Raw genomic sequence first — 22,900 nt, forward strand, 5'->3', positions numbered from 1 at the left:
CCAACAGAAATTCGCGTCCATTCGGGCAGATATGCGTAGGTTGATAAGTGTGCACGGAAGTTACGACGGCCGTGATGGCGGTGTATCAGGCAGACCGCTATCGCGGCCTCGCGGTGCTCGTGCGCTCCTACAGGAGAGGTGCTATTCACTTGACAGCCCCGAACGACAGGCCGCGTACCAGCTGCTTCTGGCTGATCCAGCCGAAGATCAGAATCGGCGCGCAGGCGAGGGTCGAGACGGCGGAAAGTTTGGCCCAGAACAACCCTTCGGGGCTGGAGTAGGACGCGATCAGCGCCGTCAGTGGCGCAGCGTTGGATGAGGTGAGGTTCAGCGACCAGAATGCTTCGTTCCAGCACAGGATCAGCGACAACAGCGCAGTGGATGCCAGGCCGCCTTTGCAGATCGGAATCAGCACCTTGAAGATTTCCTGACGTGTGCTGGCGCCGTCCAGTCGCGAGGCCTCGAGAATTTCCCCGGGGATGTCCTTGAAGTAGGTGTAGATCATCCAGACCACGATGGGCAGGTTGATCAGCGTGTAAATCACGATCAGCGCAATGCGGCTGTCCAGCAGGCCGAACGTCTTGGCCAGCAGGTAGATCGGCATCAGCACGCCTACCGGGGGCAGCATCTTCGTCGAGAGCATCCACAGCAGCGTACTTTTGGTGCGTTTGGTCTCGAAAAAAGCCATGGAGTAAGCCGCAGGTACCGCGATCAACATGCACAGGATGGTTGCGCTGAAGGAGATCACCACCGAGTTCCAGGCGAAGTGGAAATAGTCGCTGCGCTCCTGAATGTGCAGGTAGTTTTCCAGGGTCGGCGTGAAGATGAACTGCGGCGGCGTGGCAAACGCGTCGATCTCGGTCTTGAAGCTGGTCAGGACCATCCAGAAAATCGGAAAGAAGATCAGCGCGGCGATCAGCCAGCACAAGGTGCCGAGTAGCACGCTTTGCAGGCGTCGGGATTGTTTGAGCGTCATCATGATTCGGCCCTCAGGACTTGTCAGTGAGGTTTTTGCCGATCATCCGGATCAGGATGATTGCAGCAATGTTGGCAATGACCACGGCAATCAAACCGCCAGCGGACGCCATGCCCACGTCGAATTGCAGCAAGGCCTGGTTGTAGATCAGGTACGCCAGGTTGGTCGATGCGAAACCCGGACCGCCATTGGTAGTGGTGAAGATTTCCGAGAATACCGAGAGCAGGAAGATAGTTTCGATCATCACCACCACAGCAATTGGGCGGGCCAGATGCGGCAGCGTCAAATGCCAGAAAATAGCGATAGGCCCTGCACCGTCAAGCCGTGCGGCTTCTTTCTGTTCCTGATCCAGCGATTGCATGGCGGTCATCAGGATCAGGATGGCGAACGGTAGCCACTGCCACGAAACAATGATGATGATCGACAGCAGGGGATAGTTGGCCAGCCAGTCAATCGGTTGGGCACCGAAGAGCTTCCAGACCCAGGCGAGGATGCCGGACACGGGATGGAAAATCAGGTTCTTCCAGATCAGCGCGCCCACGGTGGGCATGATGAAGAACGGCGAAATCAGCAGCACTCGCACGATGCCCCGACCGAGAAACTCGCTGGCTTCCAGCAGTGCGGAAATCAGCACACCCAGCACCACGCTGATCAACAGCACGCTGCCGACCAGCAATAGCGTATTGGTCGCACCGGGAAGGAAACCGCTGTCGGTGACGAAATATTCGAAGTTTTCCAGGCCGACGAATTCGTTCTCGCCGGGGTTAAGCAGGTTGTAACGGATCAGCGAGAAGTAAATGGTCATGCCCAGTGGGACGATCATCCACACCAGCAACAGCAGGACCGATGGGCTGACCAGAAACCAGCCGGGTTTGGTCACGCTGCCTTTGATTGACGGGTTATCGTCGGGCGTGACGGCCTGAGGCTTGATAGTTGAGGTTGTCATGATGGCGATCCTGGGTGCAAAAGGAGAGCAGGGTGTCGGGGCGCACGCACCCCGACTGATAGTCGGCTGCGACTATTTCTTTGGATAACCTGCCCGCTTCATGTCCCGCTCGGTGGAGCTTTGCGCGTTTTTCAATGCAGCGTCAGGAGTTGCCGTGCCCACCAGTGCTGCGGAGAACTGCTGACCGACCGACGTGCCGATGGCCTGGAACTCAGGAATGGTCACCAGTTGAATGCCCACATAAGGCACTGGCTTGAGGGTTGGTGCTTTGGGCGTGACTGCCTTCAGCGATTCCAGTGTGATGTTGGCGAACGGTGCGGCTTTCTTGTACGCATCTGTGTAGGTCGAAGCGCGGGTCCCTGGCGGTACGTTGGACACGCCGTCTTTCTCGGCCACCAATGCCGCGTACTCTTTTGAGGTCGCCCATTCGGTAAAGGCTTTGGCGTCAGTCTGGTTTTTCGCGCTCGTCGGGATTGCCAGAGCCCATGAATACAGCCATGCCGAGCCTTTGTCAGTGACTTCATGAGGCGCGTAAGTAAAGCCTACGCTGTCTGCGACCTTACTCTGGCTCTTGTCGGTGACAAACGAACCGGCCACGCTGGCATCGACCCAGATGGCGCATTTGCCGCTGTTGAACAGCGCGAGGTTTTCGTTGAAGCCGTTACTCGAAGCACCCGGAGGGCCGGACTTCTTCATGGTATTCACGTAGAAATTCAGCGCGTTCTTCCATTCCGGTTGATCGAACTGCGGCTTCCACTGCTCATCGAACCAGCGTCCGCCAAAGGAGTTGGCGACTGTGCTGATCAATGCCATGTTTTCGCCCCAGCCCGCTTTGCCTCGCAGGCAGATACCGTACTGCTCTTTGGACTTGTCGGTCAGTTTGTCAGCGAATTCGGCGATCTGCGTCCAGGTAGGGCGTTCCGGCATGGTCAGGCCCGCGGCCTTGAACAGGTCGGTGCGGTAATAAGTAATCGAGCTTTCGGCATAGAAAGGCAGTGCAAACAGTTTGCCGTCCACCGACAAGCCATCGCGTACTGACGGGAACACATCATCCAGCGCGTAGCTGGCGGGCAGGTCCTTCATTTCTTGCAGCCAGCCCTTGGCACCCCACAGCGACGCCTCGTACATGCCGATGGTCAGCACGTCGAATTGGCCGCCTTTGGTGGCAATGTCTGTGGTCAGACGCTGGCGCAAGACGTTCTCTTCGAGGACGACCCACTTGAGTTTGATGTCGGGATGCTGTTCTTCGAAGGTTTTCGACAGCCGCTGCATGCGGATCATGTCGCTGTTGTTGACCGTAGCGATGGTGACTTCGCCCGCAGAAGCGGTGGCGCAGAGCGTCAGACAGGTACCGGCAAGCAGAACTTTTGCAGAGGTCTTCATTTATCACTCCTCTTCCGCGCCCTTGGAGCTACAGAAGGTCGGTTATTGTTTTTGTGTCTTCCGGAGGTAAGGAAGATGTGGATTGATTACAGCGGGCGCAGGCACAGATGACAAATCCTGCATGACACTTGCACTGATACTTTTTTGCACTCGGTTGCGGCCAGCAAAACCAACGCATGACTGCCGCAAGCGGTTTGCGACAGTCTGCGACGCAGTTTCAGCGTAGACGTTGGTTGGGAGAACGCGGTGAATCAGTACAGGTTTTGTTCAGTGAGGCGTTGGACCGCCAGTCGCCGATAGTGCGATGGGGTCATGCCCTTGAGCTGCTGAAAGCGTCGATTGAAGTTCGAAATGTTGTTGAAACCCGATTCGAAACACACATCTGTCACTGGCTTGTCGCCGTCGGCCAGTAGCTCACAGGATTTGCTGATGCGCAGGCGATTGACGAATTCCACGTAGCAGCGGCCAGTGGCTTGTTTGAAGACCCGGGAGAAGTACGTGGGCTTCATGCCGAGATAATCGGCCACTTCTTCCAGCGGCAGTTCCCGTGCGTAGTTGGCGAAGATGTAATCCACTGCCTTGTTAGTGCGATCAACACTGTGCTCATCGGCTATGGGGGCCGAGTTGCTGCCGGACAGCAACTGGTAGTCATCGCTGCCCGCCAGCAGTTCAAGGAGGATGAGAAAATGGCCCAGGCGGCTGATGCCTTTGGAGTCGGCGATCTTCTGCATCAGCCTGGTGGCCTGGCGAATCGTTCGTTTGCAGCGGAACTCGATACCGTACTGCGCACGCTCCAGCAAGGGCGCCAGAGTCTTCAGCTCGGCAAATATCTGGCTGCCGCTTTCAAATAATTCATCAGTGAAATTAACCAGCATGTCCCGCTTGGTGACGACCTCATCCTCTTCAATCTGGCTGATCCAGTTATGGGGCAGGTTGGGGCCGGTGAGGAAAAGGCTCTCGGGATAGAAGTTGCCGATGTAGTCGCCGACAAAGACCTTGCCGGAACTGGCCACGATCAGGTGCAGTTCATATTCCTTATGGAAATGCCAGCGCACCAGAGGGCAGGGGAAGCCGTGTTCACGATAGATGATCGACAGGCCGTTGTGATCGTCCATCAATTCGTACGAGGGGTCTGTGACTCTTGTTGTTTTTGTCATCATATGGCCGATGTCCAGAATGCCAGGCTGCTAATGTGCACTATCTGAGTGTGCGAAAGCACCCAGAGTTTCCTGTGGCAACTGGCACGCGCCATCTATGTGGGAGCAGGGCTTGCCCGCGATGCATGAGACGCCGCCATAAGACACGCCGCGTTATCGTTTATCGCCGGAATGCCGGAATGCCGGAATGCCGGATTGCCGGATTGCCGCCCAGACCAGGCATCTCTTCCACAGGGCTTTGAGTTTGATGCAGCACCTGCGCCAATCAGTTCCATCTGGAGTGAATTCATGAAAACCATCCTCCTCATCGGCATTGGTTCCGGCCACCCGGAGCAGATCACCATTCAGGCCATCAATGCGCTGAACCGCGCCAAAGTGTTTTTCATTCTGGACAAGGGTTACGCCAGCAACGATCTCCTGCGCCTGAGGAAAGATATCTGTGAGCGCTACATCACCGGTGATGACTATCGCTTGCTGCAGGTCAGCGACCCGTCCCGGGAGGATGATCCCCATTCTTACCAGCAAGGAGTTGCACGCTGGCATGAGCAGCGGGCAGCGCTTTTCCAGCGGCTGATCATTGATGAAGTCGAGGCGGGGCAAACGGCGGCCTTTCTGATATGGGGCGAGCCGACGCTCTATGACAGTACCTTACGAGTCTTCGAGCTAATTCTGAATAACTCACCCCAACTGTTTGATTATCAAGTAATTCCTGGAATAAGCAGTGTGCAGGCACTGGCGGCACAACATCGTATTCCTCTGAACCGCATAGGCGAGTCCATCCATATCACCACCGGGCGCAGACTGGCCCTCGAGCAGAATGCAGCACCTGAAAACACCGTCGTGATGCTCGATGCGCACTGTACGTTCGAGCGGTTTCTTAACCAGGGCCTGCATATTTACTGGGGTGCCTACCTGGGCACCCCGGATGAAATCCTCATTGCGGGACCACTGGATGAGGTCTGTGAGCAGATCAAGCACGCGAGGGCGAATGCGCGGCGGGAGAAGGGCTGGATCATGGATACGTATCTGCTGCGGAATGAGATGTAGATTCTAGATTTGAATCTCAACCTATTGTTTTTATTGGTTAATTTAGTAGATGTACGCGATATGCCTGATGCCCTGCGGCGCCTGAATTGCGGGCTAGCCTTGATGATGACGTGGGACCGGCTTTAGCCGGGAAAGCTGCCTGGCGGACGCCACATATTCAGCAGCTGTACCGGCCTCTTCCCGGCTAAAGCCGGTCCCACTTGGTCACATTGCATGGCCCCGAGATAGAGGTGCGCCTAAAGGCTTGAAGCCGGGTTGCGATTCTTCGCTTCGATCCACTGCGCCATGTATTGAGTGCTCTTATGGTGGTGGTGCCGCAGCATTGCGCCGGTAAAGTTGGCGGTCCGATGTGCCTGCAGGTTCTTCCGCAATTCGTCGATGCGGGCAATCAGGCTGGCGCAATGTTGCTGCTGCCTGTAGCGCGCTTCTAGCAGCTTCCAGCCAGCGGTTTGCGCTTCATGCCACCGCTCTTCATCCTCATAAAGGCGTACCGCTGCATCAGCGATATCAGCAGCGCTGCTCGCAATGTTGCCGGGCCAGGGCAGGTCGCCGCTCATGGCTTCGGCACCAATGGGCGTGGTGATGGTCGGCGTGCCGCACAGCATGGCGTCGACAATCTTGCCTTTGACCCCCGCGCCAAAGCGTAACGGCGCCAGACAGATACGCGCCTCGGACATCACCTGCAAAGCGTCCTCCGCCCAGTTCATCACATGGAAGCCCTGCGCCGCGTTATGCAGGGCGGTGGCTTTGGGTGGCGTGTAGGAACCGTAGATATGCAGTTGGGCCTTGGGCAGTTGCTGCCGTATCAGCGGCCAGATGGCGTTCTTCATCCAGAGCACCGCATCCCAGTTAGGAGCGTGTCGGAAGTTGCCGATACTCAGAAAATGCGCTCGCTCGCTAAACGGACGCGCCGTCACAGGGACGTTGCTGACCATCAGCGGGCACCAGTGCAAGATGGCTTCAGGCACCTGGAACTCGCGGGTAAGCAACTGCATTTCCACGTCGGACGTCATCAGGCTGAGGTCGGAGCGGTACAGGGCGGCGATCTCACGCTGCGCTAGGTCACCGGTCGCCATCACAGAAAAAATATCGCGCTCTGATTCTTCAAAAAAATGATTTAAATCATCAGCTTGAGAAGGGCTACTCAAGTGGTTTTTTAACTGCTGATGTCGCCCGTGACGCAGGCTTTGCAGGTCTGACGTTTCCAGCAGTCGCAGGGCATTCGGGCAATGCTTCTCAACCCTCCAGCCAAATTGCTCCTCGATCATGAATTGGTCGAACAGCACGATATCGGGCTGCAACTCACTGATGAAACCATCGAAGCTGCTGTTGTTAAGTTCAATGCTGACCTCTCGGATACCCAGCTCAGCCAGGTCGGCCTTATGCTCGCCCTCAGTGGCCGGGCTGGCAAACGTGATTTGCCAGCCTTGTTCCAGAAAGCACTGGATCAACTGCATCACATGACCGCTGGCCGCTGAAGAGCGCGGCTCGGGCCACACATATCCAATAATCAACACACGGGTTGGCGCGCTCGAAATGGGGCCGTCAGGCAATTGCTGCAAATCGTGCTTATCCAAGAATGCTTTTTACCTTGTCACGCAGCTGGTCGATGGAGAACGGTTTGCCGATGTTGTGCATGCCTGCCGGGACATCAATGCTTTCGGCATAGCCACTGGCGAAAAGAACGGGCAGGGTCGGGCGCAGTTTGCACGCAATCGCAGCCAGTTCTTTGCCATCCATGCCCGGCAGACCCAGGTCGGTCATCATCAGATCAATGACCTTCGATTCATCTTCGAGCACCTTTACAGCCACTTCACCGTCTTCGGCTTCGAGCACTGTGTATTCCAGCTCTTCAAGCACGTCGACGATCAGCATGCGGACAATGGCGTCGTCTTCGACCACTAGAATGGTGCTGGCGGTAACGGACATAGGTGATTTCCTTAAAATCTGCAGGGTCGACGTCATGCGACCGGTACGAGTAAGCAAAATAACGCTGGAGGTGCCAGCGGGCAACAATTTGCACTCGTTTGAGTGGGTGTTAGAGCAACCTGTATCACTTATGAAGCGAATAATGCGTTCTTAGGCAACTAAATGTCAGAAAATTCAGATATCTGTGTGAGAAATGGGAGTCTTTTTCTAAAGTTTACGGCAAACTTCATGGTTTGATGATCACCAAGGATGACTCATGATCCGTCCGTCTACTCTCGATGAGCAACGTTTTCGTAAATTGCTTGGCCGCAACGTCACTTTACCCCTTAGTGTGGGTGTGATCAGCGCAGTCTTTTTTATCGGTCTGATCAGTTATTTGCTGTCAGTCATCCAATGGGTCGAGCACACCGACCGAGTCATCAACAATACCAACCGCGCGTTGAAGCTTTCCATCGATATGGAAACCGGCATGCGTGGTTATTTGCTCGTGGGCGACGAGCGTTATCTCGACCCGTATGAATTGGCAAAACCGGCGCTCGTCGCTGAGTTGAAGGGGCTTGAGGCACTGGTCAGTGATAACCCGCCTCAAGTGGACCGGCTCAAGCGCATTCAGGCATTGCAGGAAGATTGGGGTCAGTACGCCGAGGAGATGATCAATCAGCGGCGGATAAAGGGCGAGTTCATAGCCCCGCAACGGACTGGGCGGGGCAAGCGCCTGACGGATGAGGTTCGCAGCCAGTACGAAGAAGTTATTGCAGTAGAGCAACAGCTGCGTCTTGCGCGCAACGCCGACGTTACACGCACTACCATTCTGTCGGTCAGCCTTTACCTTGTTTTTGTCCTGAGTGTCAGCGGCTTTCTTGCCTACATCGGTCGTCGGGACTTGCTGGCCTTGTCCACTACCTATGGTGACAACCTGAAGCTCCAGGAGGAAAACGCCGAGCGCCTGAAAAAAGTCGCCTGGTTGCGTAATGGCCAGAGTGAGCTGGCTGAACAGGTGTTGGGTCAATTGACGCTGAATAACCTGGGGACCAACGTCCTGCAATTCTTCGCCCAGTATCTGGGAAGTGTGGTTGCCGCGGTGTACGTGCGTCAGGAGCATGGCGGCCTCAAGCGTGTGGCCTCCTATGGTTTCTCCCGTGAACAGGAACAGCACGAGCAGTCGATCTATAGCGGCGAAGGCGTGATAGGCCAGGCTGCCCAGCAACACAAGATCATCCGTCTTGATGATGTCCCCAGTAATTACTTCAAGGTGTCTTCCGGACTGGGTGAGGGCGACCCACGCAGTATTCTTGTGGTGCCAACCAGCAACGACGATCAGGTCAACGGTGTCATCGAGCTTGGCTTCCTGCGTCCTGTTACCGAGAGCGACGTCGAGTTCATGGAGCTGATTGCCAACAATGTGGGCACCTCCATTGAAGCTGCGCGCTACCGTCAGCGTTTGCAGGAAGTATTGGCTGAAACCCAACAGCTCAACGAAGAGTTGCAGGTCCAGCAGGAAGAGCTGCGCACCGCCAACGAAGAGCTGGAAGAGCAGTCCAGGATTCTCAAGGAGTCCCAGGCGCATCTCGAAACCCAGCAAGCCGAACTCGAGCAAACCAACGAGCAATTGGCTGAGCAGGCTCAGGTGCTGTCCGAGCAGCGTGATGCGTTTGACCGCAAGAATGAAGAGCTGAACATCGCTCAGGTCGAGCTTGAAAATCGTGCTGACGAGCTCCAGCGCTCAAGCAAGTACAAATCCGAATTCCTTGCCAATATGTCCCACGAGCTGCGCACGCCGCTCAACAGCTCGCTGATTCTGGCCAAATTGCTGGCCGAAAACCCGACGGAAAACCTCACCGCCGAACAGGTGAAGTTTGCCGAATCGATCTATTCAGCCGGTAATGACCTGCTCAACCTGATCAACGACATTCTGGATATTTCCAAGGTCGAAGCCGGCAAGCTGGACATGCGTCCTGAAAACAGCAGCGTGTCTCGCCTGGTCGAAGGGCTGCGCAACATGTTCCAGCCATTGGCTCTCGACAAGAAGCTGGATTTTCACGTGGAGCTGCAGGCCGGTGCGCCGACCATGCTGTACACCGATCGCCAGCGTCTGGAACAGATCCTGAAAAACCTGCTGTCGAACGCAATCAAGTTCACCGAAACCGGAACTGTCAGCATGATCGTCTCGCGTCAGCCGGGCGCAGGGATTGTCTTCACGGTGCGTGATTCCGGGATCGGCATTGCCGCTGAGCAGCAGGAGAGCATCTTCGAGGCATTCCGTCAGGCTGATGGCACCACCAATCGCCGTTATGGCGGCACCGGTCTCGGGTTGTCCATTTCCCGGGATCTGGCGCGTTTGCTCGGTGGCTCCATCAGCGTCACCAGCGAGCCGGGGCAGGGCAGTATCTTCACCCTGGTTCTGCCTGAACAGTATGTCGAGTCGGTGCAGCTGGAATATGGCGAAGTCCCTGCGCCAATCCCCGCGCCGGTTGTGCCGGTGCATGCTTTGGCAGCTTTGCCGCAAGCTGCGGTAGCCGTTCCCGAGAAACCCGCCAAAGCGCCCGTGCCGGGCTTCGCTGATGATCGCGAGAAGCTGCCGTCGAACAAACGCTGCATCCTGGTGATTGAAGACGAAGTGGCTTTCGCGAAAATCCTCTTCGACCTGGCTCACGAGCTGGGTTACCACTGCCTTGTTGCCCACGCCGCGGATGACGGTTTCAACCTGGCCGCTCAATTCACGCCGGACGCGATTCTGCTGGACATGCGCCTGCCGGATCATTCCGGGCTGACGGTTCTGCAGCGCCTTAAAGAGCTGGCACCTACGCGACATATCCCGGTTCACGTGATTTCCGTTGAGGATCGCCAGGAAGCGGCCATGCACATGGGCGCTGTGGGCTATGCAGTGAAGCCCACTACCCGTGAAGAGCTCAAGGATGTCTTCGCCAAGCTCGAATCGAAACTGACCCAAAAGGTCAAACGCATCCTGCTGGTGGAAGACGACGCTCTGCAACGCGACAGCATTGCGCGGCTGATCGGTGATGACGACATTGAAATCACCGCGGTAGGTTTCGCCCAGGATGCGCTGGACCTGCTGCGCGACAACGTCTATGACTGCATGATCATCGACCTGAAGTTGCCGGACATGCTGGGCAATGAGTTGCTCAAGCGTATGTCCACGGATGAAATCTGCTCCTTCCCGCCGGTCATCGTCTACACCGGTCGTAACCTGACCCGCGATGAAGAAACCGAGCTGATGAAGTATTCCCGCTCGATCATCATCAAGGGCGCGCGATCACCCGAGCGCCTGCTGGATGAAGTCACGCTGTTCCTGCACAAGGTCGAATCGCAACTGTCCAACGAGCGCCAGAAGATGCTCAAGACTGCACGCAGTCGTGACAAGGTCTTTGAAGGGCGCAGAATTCTGGTTGTCGACGATGACGTGCGTAACATCTTTGCCTTGACCAGCGCGCTGGAGCACAAGGGCGCGTTGGTTGAAGTGGCGCGTAATGGCTTCGAGGCCATCAGCAAACTGAACGAAGTCGAAGATATCGACCTGGTGCTGATGGACGTGATGATGCCGGAAATGGACGGCTATGAAGCGACCATCGAGATCCGCAAGGATCCACGCTGGCGCAAACTGCCGATCATTGCCGTGACGGCCAAAGCCATGAAGGACGATCAGGAGCGTTGCCTGCAGGCGGGCTCAAATGACTATCTGGCCAAGCCTATCGACCTGGACCGACTGTTCTCGCTGATACGTGTCTGGCTGCCGAAAATGGAACGTATTTGAGTTGGATGAGCCCAAGCTGAGCATCCAGCCCGCACCTAAAGGTTCCGCCATGTCTCAAGACAGAAATACGGACATCGAAATACGTCTGTTGATTGAGGCTATTTATCTCAAATACAGCTACGATTTTCGTGATTACTCCGGCGCTTCGGTGAAGCGCCGTGTCAGTCACGCACTGCGCCAGTTTGACTGCACGACGATTTCCGCATTGCAGGAGCGGGTGATTCACGACCCTCAGGCCTTCATGCAACTGCTGCAATTTCTGACGATTCCGGTCAGTGAGATGTTTCGCGACCCGTCGCATTTTCTGGCGATTCGTCAGGAAGTGGTGCCACTGCTGCGCACCTACCCGTCAATCAAGATCTGGATTGCCGGGTGCAGCACGGGCGAAGAAGTGTATTCGATGGCCATTCTGCTGCGCGAAGAAGGCCTGCTGGACCGCACGATCATTTACGCCACCGACATCAACCCGAGTTCGCTGGACAAGGCCCGGCAAGGGATTTTCTCGATGGAGAATGTCCGCGCGTACACGGACAACTACCAGAAGGCTGGTGGCCAGCGCGCGTTTTCCGATTACTACACCAGTGCCTACGATTACGCGATATTCGACAAAACGCTGCGCGAAAACGTGACGTTCGCTGACCATAGTCTAGCAACCGACAGTGTGTTCTCCGAAACACAGTTGGTGTCATGCCGAAATGTGCTGATTTACTTCAACAAGAAATTGCAGGATCGCGCATTCGGGCTTTTCCATGAGTCGCTCTGTCACCGCGGATTTCTGGTGCTGGGCAGCAAGGAAACCCTGGATTTTTCCGGCTACAGCAGCCGCTTCGAGCCTTTGGTGAAACCGGAACGGATCTACCGCAAGACATGAAAAGATCATTCTCTGGAAATGACCCCATTGACCCACCACTGCCGGTCGTCGACGCCATCGTGGTAGGTGCTTCAGCCGGCGGAGTCGATGCGCTGCTGAAAATATTCGCCTCGCTCAGGATGGGTTATCGGTTGCCCATCCTGACCGTGCTGCATGTACCTGAAAATCGCCGTAGCCAGTTGGCCCAGGTGTTCCAGGCGCGTATGCCACTCAAGGTCAAAGAGGCGGACGATAAAGAAGATGTTGCTCCCGGCACGTTGTACTTCGCGCCGCCGGGTTATCACTTGTCGGTGGAAAATGATTTGAGCCTGTCGCTGAGTCAGGAGGATCGGGTATTTCATTCCCGGCCCAGTATCGACATTCTTTTTCAGTCAGCCGCGGATGCCTACGGGCCACGTCTGGCGGGGTTCTTGTTGACCGGTGCCAATAACGACGGCGCCTTTGGTCTGTCGTGTATCAAGCTTTCCGGCGGCATGACGGTTGTTCAGGATCCAGAGGAGGCTCAGGCGCGCACCATGCCCGATGCCGCACTGGCGCTGCATAAGCCTGATTACCTCCTGCCTTTAAACGATATAGGCCAACTGTTGGTCGAGCTGGAACGAATTGCATGCTGAGTCACATTCAAGCCAAGTTGCTGATCGTCGACGATCTGCCGGAAAACCTGTTGGCGCTCGAAGCGCTGATCAAGCGTGAAGACCGTGAGGTGCACAAAGCATTGTCGGCCGACGAGGCCTTGTCGTTGCTGCTGGAACACGAATTTGCCATGGCAATCCTCGATGTCCAGATGCCGGGCATGAACGGCTTCGAACTCGCGGAAATGATGCGTGGCACGGATCGCACCAAAAATATTCCGATTGTGTTTGTCAGCGCCGCAGGGCGCGAGCTCAATTACGCCTTCAAGGGGTACGAAAGCGGCGCTGTGGATTTTCTGCATAAGCCGCTGGACATCCATGCGGTCAAGAGCAAGGTCAACGTATTCGTCGACCTGTATCGCCAACGCAAGGCGATGAAGCTGCAAGTCGAGGCACTGGAGCAGAGCCGTCGAGAGCAGGAGCAGTTGCTGGCAAAGCTGCAGGTGACTCAGAACGAGCTGGAGCACGCCGTGCGGATGCGCGACGATTTCATGTCAATCGTCTCCCACGAAGTACGTACGCCGCTGAATGGTCTGATTCTGGAAACCCAGCTGCGCAAGCTGCATCTGGCCAAAGACAACGCTGCAGCGTTCACCATGGAAAAGCTGCGGGCCATGGTGGACCGTGATGAGCGCCAGATTCAGAGTCTCATCCGTCTTATCGAAGACATGCTTGATGTCTCCCGCATTCGCACCGGCAAGCTGTCGATTCGCACCAGCGCCTTCGATCTTGCCGAATTGGTCAGTAACCTGCTCGAAAGCTTCTCCGCGCAGATTGCGGCGGCTGAATCCAGCGTGACGTTCAAGGCCGCTGAGCCGGTCATCGGTGTGTGGGACGAGTTCCGCATCGAGCAAGTGATTGCCAATCTACTGACTAACGCCCTGCGCTATGGTGCCCGTAAGCCCATTCACGTCCGCGTATATGCCGAGGACGGTGAAGCGCGGGTTGAGGTGCGTGATCAAGGCATTGGTATCAGCGCGGAAAACCAGCAGCGGATTTTTCAGCAATTCGAGCGGGTGGCTGCCAACCATGCGGTGCATGGACTGGGCCTCGGTTTGTTTATTTCTGACCAGATTGTCTCTGCTCATGGCGGGCGCATTGTCGTGGAAAGCGCCGAGGGAGAGGGCTCGATGTTCCGGGTCTGCCTGCCGGTTTAGCAGCGTAAGAATTCAACGTCAGATTTATCCGATATTTACGCAACCTAAGGCCATCGTCATGGTCGTAATGGCAGCTATTTAACCGAAGGCAGTTCCATGAGCTCTGATGCAGAAAATGTCGTCCTCATCGTCGAAGACGAGCCGCTGATCCTGATGTTGCTTGCCGACTATCTGTCGGGCGAGGGATATCGAGTGTTGCAGGCGGAGAACGGCGAGCAGGCGTTCGAAATTCTCGCGACCAAACCGCATCTGGATTTAATGATCACTGATTACCGTCTGCCTGGCGGGATATCAGGCGTGATGATCGCGGAGCCTGCCGTGAAATTGCGGCCGGAACTGAAGGTTATCTTCATCAGCGGATATCCCGCAGAAATCGTCGAGTCCGGCAGCCCCATTGCCAAAAAGGCGCCGATTCTGGCCAAGCCATTCAATATGGAAACCCTGCATTCCCAGATCGAAAAGCTTCTGGCCTGAATCGTTTCCTCTCTCCGCGCCATCAGTGAATCTGTTGATGGCGCCGAAACAGTCATTCCTCGATCATTTCCCGAACCTTGGACGTCAGGTTGTCGAACGCGAACGGCTTGGTGATCATCTGCATGCCATCATCGAGAAAGCCCGCCCTGACAGCGGCATGCTCGGCGTAACCGGTGATGAACAGCACCTTGAGGTCCGGCCGCAGCTGACGGCCTATTTCGGCCAGTTGCCGACCGTTCATGCCCGGCAGGCCCACGTCACTGATCAGCAGGTCAATGCGCTGACCGGATTCGAGGATGGGCACGGCTTCAGGTCCGGAACTTGCCTCGACGTAGGCATAACCCAACTCGCCCAACACTTCGCTGACCAACACCCTGACTGCGGCGTCATCTTCAACGATCAGTACGGTCTCGCCTTCTTTGGCAAAGCTTTCCGGATTGTGGATGATCAGCTCGTCCTGAGTCTGCTGGCCTTTGAAGCGCGGCAGGTAAAGCTGCACTGTGGTGCCTTTGCCTACTTCGCTTTTGATCGCAACGTGACCGTGGGACTGTTTGCTGAAACCATAGATCATCGAAAGGCCAAGCCCGGTGCCCTGACCAATGGGTTTGGTCGTAAAGAACGGGTCAAAGGCTCGACTGATCACGCTTTCCGGCATGCCGTAACCGGTGTCACTGACGCTCAACACAACGTAATCCCCAGGCAGCAGGTTTTCGTGGGCGTTGGTGAAGGATCTGTCCAGACTCTGATTGGATGACTCGACGATCAGCAGGCCGCCATCAGGCATGGCGTCCCGGGCGTTGAGCACCAGGTTGAGCAGGGCGCTTTCCAGTTGGTTGGGGTCGGCTTCCGCGGTCCAGAGTTGCTCGTGCAGATGCAGTTCCAGACGGATGCTTTCGTTGAGACTTCGGTTGAGCAGCTCTCCCATGGAGCTGATCAACTGATTCATCTCGACCGGTTTGGAGTCCAGTGACTGACGGCGGGAGAAGGCAAGCAGGCGATGGGTCAGGGCGGCGGCACGGTTGGCGGACGTTACGCCAAGGTCGATCAGGCTGTTCAGGTCTTCGGTATTCCCGCGAGCCAGACGCCTTCGCAACAACTCCAGACTGCCGATAATCCCGGTCAGCATGTTGTTGAAGTCGTGAGCGATACCCCCGGTCAATTGGCCAACAGCTTCCATTTTCTGCGATTGGCGCAACACTTCTTCGTTGTGCTTGAGCTGGGAGGTGCGTTCTTCGACCTGCTGCTCAAGGGTTTCGTTGAGTTGTCGAAGTTGCGCCTCAGCCTGCTTGCGCTCGGTGATGTCAGACGTCACTCCCGCCAGCGAGCTGACCCGGCCATTCTGGGCAAGAATGGCTCGCGCCCGGACATCCACCCAATTCAGTGACCCGTCAGGCCACACATTGCGGTACTCGATGATGAAATCGTCGCCGCTGTCCAGGCTACGCTGCAGTGCTGATTGCATGCGAGGCTGGTCTTCGGCATAGACCGCGTCCAGCCAGTCCTCATAGTCAAAGCGCTCGCTCTCGCTGCGCCCGTAATGAGAACGGGAGATGTCCGAACAGTCGAGGGTCAGGAACTCTGCTTCGAGTTGCCATGACCCCAGACGTCCGGCCTTGAGTGCGTTCTGTAAGCGTTGCTCGCCTTCCGCCAGGTCTTCCATGCGCGCTCTGGCTTCGTACTGGCGCCGACGTCCGCGGATGGCGGTGGTGACGAGACTGACCAGTGTCGAGGGGTGGAATGGGCGCTCAAGAAAGGTCACGTTGCCCAGCATGGGGCCCAGATAGGCCGATGGGCTCTTTTCCGGACCGCCGTGATGGGTAAGGAGCACTACAGGGAGGTCCGACCAAGGCGGCTGGCGTTCCAGCGTTTGCACAAGAACCCCGATGTCTTTGCCGCGCAACGCTTCATCGGCAATGATTGCCATACCTGCACCGAGGTTCAGCTCGGCGCTCAGGTCAGCGAGGGTGTGAGCGACCAGTGCGGGAAAGCCCGCCTCCTGCAGAATCAACAATGCGATCTGGCTGTCCCGGCCCCGTGGGGCCAGGATGATTACCCGTTCCGATAACAGTCCGGGCGTGCTCACACCTTTTCATCCTGCATCAAAGGGCTGTTTGAGCCGGCGTATTGAGGTATGCCGGTCAGCACACCCTGAAACGCTGAGAGCGGTTCGCCTATCTTCAGGCCGTGATGACTGATGCGGTACTCCCTGATGGTGGATTCGTGAGTGCCGGTACGCTTCTTGATGATTGAAATCGCACGGCGCACTTCACCTTTGGCTTCGAAGTAGCGCAACAGCATGACGGTATCGGCCAGATACGTGATGTCAACCGGAGCGCGCATGTCGCCCACAAGGCCATGTTGCGCAACGGTCATAAATGTCGAAGCACCTTGACGATTGAGGTACAGCAGCAATTCATGCATGTGCAGAATCAGTGCGTTCTCTTCCGGCATGGCAGCCTGATAGCCGTTGATACTGTCGATGACCACAGTTTTGATCTGCTTTTCGTCGACGCTGGCCCGTACCCGGTGAGCGAACTCGCCCGGCGACAGCTCAGCAGCGTCGACCTGCTCGATCAGCAAGTTGCCGCTTTTTTCCAGCGCTTCCAGATCAATGCCGACTTTTCGCATGCGATTGAACAGCAGGCCGAGCTCTTCATCGAAAATGAACAGTGCGACACGTTCGCCGCGTGCTACAGCCGCCGCCGCGAAGACCAGCGAGATCAGCGATTTACCCGTACCTGCTGGTCCCAGAATCAAGGTGCTGGAACCACCGTCGATGCCACCGCCCAGCAAAGCATCGAGCTCGGCCACGCCGCTGGACAGTATTCCGCGTTCGAATCGGTTGCGGTGTTCCGCAGCCACAAGCCGAGGAAACACATGGATGCCGTCGGACTTGATGGTGAAATCGTGAAAACCTCCGCGGTATTTCTGCCCGCGATATTTCACGACCCTCAGCCGACGGCGCTCCGCGCCGTAGTTCGGGTTCAGCTCTTCGAGACGAATCACGCCATGGGCGACGCTATGTACGGTCTTGTCCAGGGCTTCGGTGGTGAGATCATCCAGAAGCAGCACCGTTGCGTCATAGCGCGTGAAGTAATGCTTGATGGACAGAATCTGTCGTCGGTAGCGCAGGGAGCTTTGCGCCAGCAAGCGGATCTCCGAAAGGCTGTCGATGACGACCCGCGTAGGCCTTACGCGTTCGACCACTTCGAAAATCTGACGCGTTGCTTCGCCCAGTTCCAGGTCCGAGGAGTACAACAAACTTTGATGGTTATCGGCGTCGAGCAGACTTTCAGGTGGCGTCAGCTCATAGATGACGATGTTCTCGTCCAGCGTCCAGCCATGGGAAGCTGCACCATCGCGCAGCTCGATGTCGGTTTCCGACAAGGTGATATACAGGCAACGCTCGCCTTCCTGGGCGCCTGCGCGGAGAAATTGAAGAGCTACAGTCGTCTTGCCTGTGCCGGGTTCGCCTTCGAGGAGAAACACATGCCGCCGGGAAAGACCACCCGCCAGAATGTCATCGAGGCCCACAATACCGGTTGCTGCTTTTGATGTAGTCAAGAATCGCCCTCTTGCGACCTTAGGGGTGTGGCATAGCCTTGAAATCGGCCGCTGCGCTGTCAATGCCTATGACGCAGCTCACTATCACTTACTCATTAACGGACCGCTCAGTGCCGTGAGCGTTCAGACTTTCGCACGGTGCAGCCGGCTTCGGGCAGGGTTTTGGGGCATGTGTCCGGCGTATGGCACGACCGCTGGCTTATCGCGTAAACCCGAGCCTTGATATAGTCTCTGGCTGAATCGGATCGTGGCTGGAACAATAAAAATCAAGGGAGGAACCTCCGTGTCTGACTATCAATCCTTTGTTGTAGAGCTTAGTGATCACATCGCCCACGTGCAGATCAATCGACCGGAAAAGGTCAACGCCATGGACGCTGCATTCTGGTCTGAAATCATTGAAATTTTCCAGTGGATTGATGAAACCGATGAGGTGCGTGTCGTTGTGCTCAGCGGGGCGGGCAAGCACTTTTCTTCTGGCATCGATCTGACGTTACTCGCTTCGGTTGCCAACGAGCTGGGCAACGACGCCGGGCGTAATGCCCGGACGTTGCGACGCAAGATTCAGCAGTTGCAAGCTTCGTTCACTGCGGTCGATCAGTGTCGCAAGCCGGTACTTGCGGCCATTCAGGGTTATTGCCTTGGTGGCGCCATTGACCTCGTGTCGGCGTGCGACATGCGTTACTGCGCCGAGGATGCGAAGTTCGCTATTCGTGAAATCGATATGGGCATGGCGGCAGATGTGGGCACCTTGCAACGCCTGCCACGCATCATCGGTGACGGTATCATGCGCGAGTTGGCTTACACTGGACGCACTGTGGAGGCCGCGGAAGCCCGCGAGATTGGTCTGGTCAATCGTGTATTTGCCGACAGCGCCAGTCTGCTCGAGGGCGTGCTGGGCATCGCCGCGCAGATTGCTGCCAAGTCGCCAATTGCTATTGCCGGGACCAAGGAAATGATCAGCTACATGCGTGATCACCGTGTCGATGACGGGCTTGAACACGTTGCCATCTGGAACGCAGCCATGCTGCAATCTGCGGATCTGAAAACGGCCATGGTTGCGCAGATGAGCAAGCAGAAGCCCGTCTTCGACAACTAGAGCGAAAACAGCGCGAGAATCCAATCAACTCATCAGGGAGTTCTTATGTCATTCCCCAGTCGCTGGACCACCGCTGTACTGGATGTTCAGACTCCGGGCGGTTGGGCTGTTGTGCACAGCGAGCAAGGTTTCCTGCTGGATGGTAACGGGGCAATGTTTCCTCGTGAGTGGCTCAAGCACCAGGCGCTCCCCCTCATCAGTGAGCACGGTATTGGCCATTTTGATGGCGAGCCGGTGTATTTATATGTTCTGAAAGATCCCGTCGAAGTCGAAGGCTGCACCTGGCAAGGATTGCGTCAGTTCATGTTGTCGGGTGATTACGACGTCTTCCAGCAGCTTGGCTATGCCGCGCAGATCAGCACCTGGGCGCGGGAGCATCGATTCTGTGGCAGTTGCGGACGTCCTACCGTGCAGGTTGCGGGGGAGCGGGCCATGTACTGCGAGCATGACAACCTGCGCTTCTATCCGCGCATCTCGCCCAGCATGATCGTGCTGATTACCCGGGGCGACGAAGTGCTGTTGGCGCGGTCGCCACGCTTTGTGACCGGGGTGTATAGCACTCTGGCCGGGTTTGTTGAGCCGGGTGAATCCGCCGAAGACTGCGTGCGCCGGGAAGTCATGGAGGAGGTACAGGTCAAGGTCAAAAATATTCGGTACGTGGGCAGCCAGTGCTGGCCGTTCCCGCATTCGATGATGCTGGGCTTCCATGCTGAATACGACAGTGGCGAGATCGTGCCCCAGCCGGACGAAATCGAAGATGCCCGCTGGTTCAATATCAATGATTTACCGCCGTTGCCAGCCAGCCGCTCCATCGCCCGGCATCTGATCGAGCTGTATCTGGCGCAGCGCTCAGGCGCCCCCGAACCAGTGCTGCCAGGCTAGGCGGGCGGTCAGGCAAAGCACGACAGTAATGAACACCGGGCGAATGAATTTCGCCCCACCCTTGATGGCGCTACGGGCGCCAAGGGCAGCTCCCAGCATCACAGCCATGCCCATGCTCAGACCGATCATCCAGTCCACCTGACCGGAAAAGATGAACACCGAAAGCGCGGCCGCGTTACTGACGAAATTCATGCTGCGTGCAACGCCACTGGCCTTGACCAGATCAAGCGGGTAGATCAGCAGTGAGCTGACCGTCCAGAACGCCCCCGTTCCCGGACCCGCGACGCCGTCGTAAAAGCCCAGCCCCAGGCCTTGTGGCAACTGCCACTTTTTCTTGATCGGTGCATCACTGTTCAGCGGTGCCTTGGGCGTGCCACCAAACAGCAGGTAAAGGCCGCAACCGAAGACGATCACCGGCAGCATCTGATTGATCCATTCACCGGGCAGATATTGCGCGATCACTGCACCGATCAACGCTCCGACAGCGGTCCCGATCAAAGCGCGAGTCCATTGCCGTGGATGAAACAGCTTGCGTCGGTAGAAGGTGAAACCCGCAGTCGCCGAGCCGAACGTCGAACTGAGTTTGTTGGTGCCCAGTACCAGATGAGGCGGCAGGCCCGCGGTCATCAGCGCCGGGGTGGTCAGCAAACCGCCGCCTCCGGCAATGGCATCGATGAAACCGGCAACGAAGGCAACCACAACCAGCACCGCGAGGGTGGCTGGTTCGACACTCAGTTCAAAAGGCATGGGAAGGGCTTACTTGGCAATCGGGCAGAAAGGCTGCCCTGAAGCGGCGTATGTTACTGCAGGTGGGTATACAGTTGGAAAGCTGACTTTTTGGAAATGTCGTGCGATGACGTGGGACCGGCTTTAGCCGGGAAGGGGGCCGTACATCCGCTACATTTGCTGCGTTGAAAATTATGCCTTCCCGGCTGAAGCCAGTCCCACGTCTGTCTACCGCGATACGCCGTCAGGACAGAAACCCGCCATCCACATTCAACGCCACACCCGTCGTATAGCTGGACGCTGCGCTTGCCAGATACAGCACGGCACCGGCCATTTCGGACGGGTCTGCCACTCGCTTGAGCGGGATCTGCTGCAGGGCGGTCTTGAGTATCGCGTCGTTCTTGACCAGTGCAGACGCGAATTTGGTGTCGGTCAGACCGGGCAGCAGGGCGTTGCAGCGAATGCCAAAAGGCGCGCATTCCTTGGCGAACACCTTGGTCATGTTGATCACCGCTGCTTTGGTCACTGAGTAGATACCCTGGAAAACCCCCGGAGAAACGCCGTTGATTGACGCCACGTTGATGATGCTGCCACCCCCGTTGTCGCGCATCAATTTGCCAGCTTCAACCGACATGAAGAAGTAGCCGCGGATATTCACATCCACGGTCTTCTGAAATGCGCCCAGGTCCGTGTCCAGCACGTTGCAGAATTGCGGATTGGTGGCCGCGTTGTTGACCAGAATATCCAGCCGCCCGAATTGCTCGCGAATCTGCGCGAACACTGCGGTGATCTGTTCCATCTCACCAATATGGCACGCCATTGCAGTCGCTTGACCGCCATCGGCGATGATGGCGTCCGCCACATGCTGACAGCCGTCGATTTTGCGACTGCTGACAATCACGTGAGCGCCTTGCTGAGCGAGCAGTCTGGCGATGGCCTCGCCAATGCCGCGGCTGGCTCCTGAGACGAAGGCGATCTTGCCATCGAGGTCGAACAGCTCGGTTCTGGACATATTCTTTTCCTTGTCGGGTCGCAGTGTCGGGTTGCAGTCAGAGGGTAGATTTGCCAATCACCTGCAGGCTCATGTGCTCAAGCAGCTTGTTCATCTGAATGAACTGCGCAAAGCGCTTGTCCTGTGTCTGGCCATGGAAAAAGCGGTAATAGATCTGCTGCACGATTCCGGCCAGACGAAACAGGCCGTAGGTGTAATAGAAATCGAAGTTATCGATGCGGATGCCGGAACGTTCGGCGTAATAGTCAACGAATTGCTGACGGGTGAGCATCCCCGGCGCATGGCTGGGCTGACGCCGCATCAACTGCACCGGAGCCGGGTCGTCGGCCTGAATCCAGTAAGCCAGCGTGTTGCCCAGGTCCATCAGCGGATCGCCGAGGGTGGTCATTTCCCAGTCCAGCACGCCAATTATCTGCATCGGGTTGGCGGGGTCCAGCAGGACGTTATCAAAGCGATAGTCGTTGTGGACGATGGCGGGGACAGGGTGGTCCGCAGGCATTTTGTCCGTGAGCCATGCCTTGACCAGCGTCCAGTCGGGCGCATCCGGGGTACGGGCGTTGTCATAGCGATCTGTCCAGCCGCGAATCTGGCGCTCCACGTAACCCCCGGGTTTGCCCAGATCGCCCAGGCCGCAGGCTTGATAATCCACGCGGTGCAATTCAACCAGGCGGTCGACAAAGCTCTTGCACAGGGTTTGGGTCTGGCTGACATTCAGGTTCAGATCCGCAGGCAGGTCTGAACGCAGGATGATGCCCTTGATTCGCTCCATTACGTAAAATTCGGAACCGATCACTGACTCGTCCACGCAGTGCAGATAAGCTTTCGGGCAGTATGGAAACGCATCCTTGAGCTGATTGATGATGCGGAATTCGCGGCCCATGTCATGGGCCGACCGGGCTTTCTGGCCGAAGGGCGGGCGTCGCAGTACAAACTCCTGATCAGGGTACTGCACCAGATACGTCAGGTTCGATGCGCCACCGGGAAACTGGCTAATGTGCGGCGTCCCTTCAAGGCCGGGAATCTGCGCTTTGAGGTACGGGTCTATGAGCGCGGCATCCAGCTCTTCGCCTGCACGGATCTCTGTGGACTGGTCAGTAAGCGCCATGCTTATCCCTTCTGCTTATTATGGTGCGCATAGATCATTGACTAATTGAATGTAGCTAACAATGTTCAAACTGTCTTATTGGCCGCCGTGTTGCCGGTTGATCATCGGTTTTGATGGTCCGGTTACTGTAGCCATGACCGCACGCTGTCGCATAGCAAACGGGTGACCTGT

General features: G+C 56.7%; 18 protein-coding genes and 2 pseudogenes. 9 read left to right on the forward strand and 11 right to left on the reverse strand.

Features of this window, described 5'->3' with window-relative positions; all coding sequences use genetic code 11:
• Positions 1-145: 145 nt before the first annotated feature.
• The 4 genes from H8S59_RS18535 to H8S59_RS18550 form a co-directional block, all read right to left on the reverse strand.
• Positions 146-979, reverse strand: a complete 834-nt coding sequence (locus H8S59_RS18535) for a carbohydrate ABC transporter permease (RefSeq protein ID WP_095093944.1) — start codon at positions 977-979, stop codon at positions 146-148.
• Positions 980-989: 10 nt separating this feature from the next.
• Complete coding sequence (locus H8S59_RS18540) at positions 990-1,922, reverse strand: carbohydrate ABC transporter permease (protein WP_246475426.1); 933 nt, start codon at positions 1,920-1,922, stop codon at positions 990-992.
• A 72-nt stretch (positions 1,923-1,994) separates the two neighbouring features.
• A complete protein-coding gene (locus H8S59_RS18545; protein WP_095093942.1) occupies positions 1,995-3,305 on the reverse strand; it encodes an ABC transporter substrate-binding protein in 1,311 nt (436 codons plus the stop codon).
• 251 nt (positions 3,306-3,556) lie between these two features.
• Positions 3,557-4,462, reverse strand: a complete 906-nt coding sequence (locus tag H8S59_RS18550) for an AraC family transcriptional regulator (protein ID WP_095094021.1) — start codon at positions 4,460-4,462, stop codon at positions 3,557-3,559.
• A gap of 288 nt (positions 4,463-4,750) precedes the next feature.
• Here H8S59_RS18550 and cobF point away from each other — a divergent pair, with 288 nt between their 5' ends.
• Entirely contained in the window at positions 4,751-5,509 is a 759-nt protein-coding gene (gene cobF, locus H8S59_RS18555; protein WP_187522378.1) for a precorrin-6A synthase (deacetylating), read from the forward strand.
• A 236-nt stretch (positions 5,510-5,745) separates the two neighbouring features.
• Here cobF and H8S59_RS18560 read toward each other — a convergent pair whose 3' ends face one another.
• Positions 5,746-7,086: a glycosyltransferase gene (locus H8S59_RS18560; RefSeq protein ID WP_246475434.1), complete on the reverse strand. Its 1,341-nt coding sequence runs from the start codon at positions 7,084-7,086 to the stop codon at positions 5,746-5,748.
• Entirely contained in the window at positions 7,079-7,438 is a 360-nt protein-coding gene (locus H8S59_RS18565) for a response regulator (RefSeq protein WP_095093940.1), read from the reverse strand. Before H8S59_RS18565 ends, H8S59_RS18560 begins: the two co-directional genes overlap by 8 nt.
• 256 nt (positions 7,439-7,694) lie before the next feature.
• Between H8S59_RS18565 and H8S59_RS27370 the strand changes: the two are divergent.
• The 6 genes and pseudogenes from H8S59_RS27370 to H8S59_RS18590 form a co-directional block, all read left to right on the forward strand.
• Positions 7,695-9,860, forward strand: a pseudogene (locus H8S59_RS27370) (CHASE3 domain-containing protein); the annotation flags it as partial.
• Positions 9,861-9,986: 126 nt separating this feature from the next.
• A pseudogene (locus H8S59_RS27375) lies at positions 9,987-11,210 on the forward strand (response regulator); the annotation flags it as partial.
• 49 nt (positions 11,211-11,259) lie between these two features.
• Positions 11,260-12,081 (forward strand): CheR family methyltransferase, encoded by an 822-nt coding sequence (locus tag H8S59_RS18575; RefSeq protein ID WP_187522380.1) that lies wholly within the window; start codon positions 11,260-11,262, stop codon positions 12,079-12,081.
• Entirely contained in the window at positions 12,078-12,695 is a 618-nt protein-coding gene (locus tag H8S59_RS18580; RefSeq protein ID WP_095093938.1) for a chemotaxis protein CheB, read from the forward strand. Before H8S59_RS18575 ends, H8S59_RS18580 begins: the two co-directional genes overlap by 4 nt.
• Entirely contained in the window at positions 12,689-13,870 is a 1,182-nt protein-coding gene (locus H8S59_RS18585) for a hybrid sensor histidine kinase/response regulator (protein WP_187522381.1), read from the forward strand. The genes H8S59_RS18580 and H8S59_RS18585 overlap by 7 nt, the downstream gene beginning before the upstream one ends.
• A gap of 96 nt (positions 13,871-13,966) precedes the next feature.
• Positions 13,967-14,344, forward strand: a complete 378-nt coding sequence (locus H8S59_RS18590; protein WP_027899105.1) for a response regulator — start codon at positions 13,967-13,969, stop codon at positions 14,342-14,344.
• A 52-nt stretch (positions 14,345-14,396) separates the two neighbouring features.
• Here H8S59_RS18590 and H8S59_RS18595 read toward each other — a convergent pair whose 3' ends face one another.
• Both H8S59_RS18595 and H8S59_RS18600 read right to left on the reverse strand, forming a co-directional pair.
• Positions 14,397-16,427 carry a response regulator gene (locus H8S59_RS18595; RefSeq protein WP_187522382.1) on the reverse strand — a complete coding sequence of 677 codons (2,031 nt, stop codon included), beginning with the start codon at positions 16,425-16,427 and terminating at the stop codon, positions 14,397-14,399.
• Complete coding sequence (locus H8S59_RS18600) at positions 16,424-17,908, reverse strand: ATPase domain-containing protein (protein WP_095093935.1); 1,485 nt, start codon at positions 17,906-17,908, stop codon at positions 16,424-16,426. Before H8S59_RS18600 ends, H8S59_RS18595 begins: the two co-directional genes overlap by 4 nt.
• A gap of 283 nt (positions 17,909-18,191) precedes the next feature.
• Between H8S59_RS18600 and H8S59_RS18605 the strand changes: the two genes are divergently transcribed.
• Together H8S59_RS18605 and nudC are read left to right on the forward strand one after the other, a co-directional pair.
• The gene (locus H8S59_RS18605; protein WP_187522383.1) at positions 18,192-19,004 is read left to right on the forward strand and encodes a crotonase/enoyl-CoA hydratase family protein; all 813 of its coding nucleotides are present in this window, start codon (positions 18,192-18,194) and stop codon (positions 19,002-19,004) included.
• A gap of 45 nt (positions 19,005-19,049) precedes the next feature.
• Complete coding sequence (nudC, locus tag H8S59_RS18610; RefSeq protein ID WP_095093933.1) at positions 19,050-19,886, forward strand: NAD(+) diphosphatase; 837 nt, start codon at positions 19,050-19,052, stop codon at positions 19,884-19,886.
• Here nudC and H8S59_RS18615 read toward each other — a convergent pair.
• The 3 genes from H8S59_RS18615 to H8S59_RS18625 all read right to left on the reverse strand — a co-directional run bounded on the left by H8S59_RS18615 (position 19,854) and on the right by H8S59_RS18625 (position 22,729).
• Positions 19,854-20,633 (reverse strand): TSUP family transporter, encoded by a 780-nt coding sequence (locus H8S59_RS18615; RefSeq protein WP_187522384.1) that lies wholly within the window; start codon positions 20,631-20,633, stop codon positions 19,854-19,856. The genes nudC and H8S59_RS18615 overlap by 33 nt on opposite strands.
• Before the next feature lie 223 nt (positions 20,634-20,856).
• A complete protein-coding gene (locus H8S59_RS18620) occupies positions 20,857-21,624 on the reverse strand; it encodes an SDR family oxidoreductase (RefSeq protein ID WP_095093931.1) in 768 nt (255 codons plus the stop codon).
• 37 nt (positions 21,625-21,661) lie between these two features.
• Positions 21,662-22,729, reverse strand: a complete 1,068-nt coding sequence (locus H8S59_RS18625) for a phosphotransferase family protein (protein ID WP_187522385.1) — start codon at positions 22,727-22,729, stop codon at positions 21,662-21,664.
• Positions 22,730-22,900: the final 171 nt, after the last annotated feature.

The sequence above is a fragment of the Pseudomonas folii genome, assembly GCF_014357575.1.
Classification (GTDB): Bacteria; Pseudomonadota; Gammaproteobacteria; order Pseudomonadales; family Pseudomonadaceae; genus Aquipseudomonas; species Aquipseudomonas folii.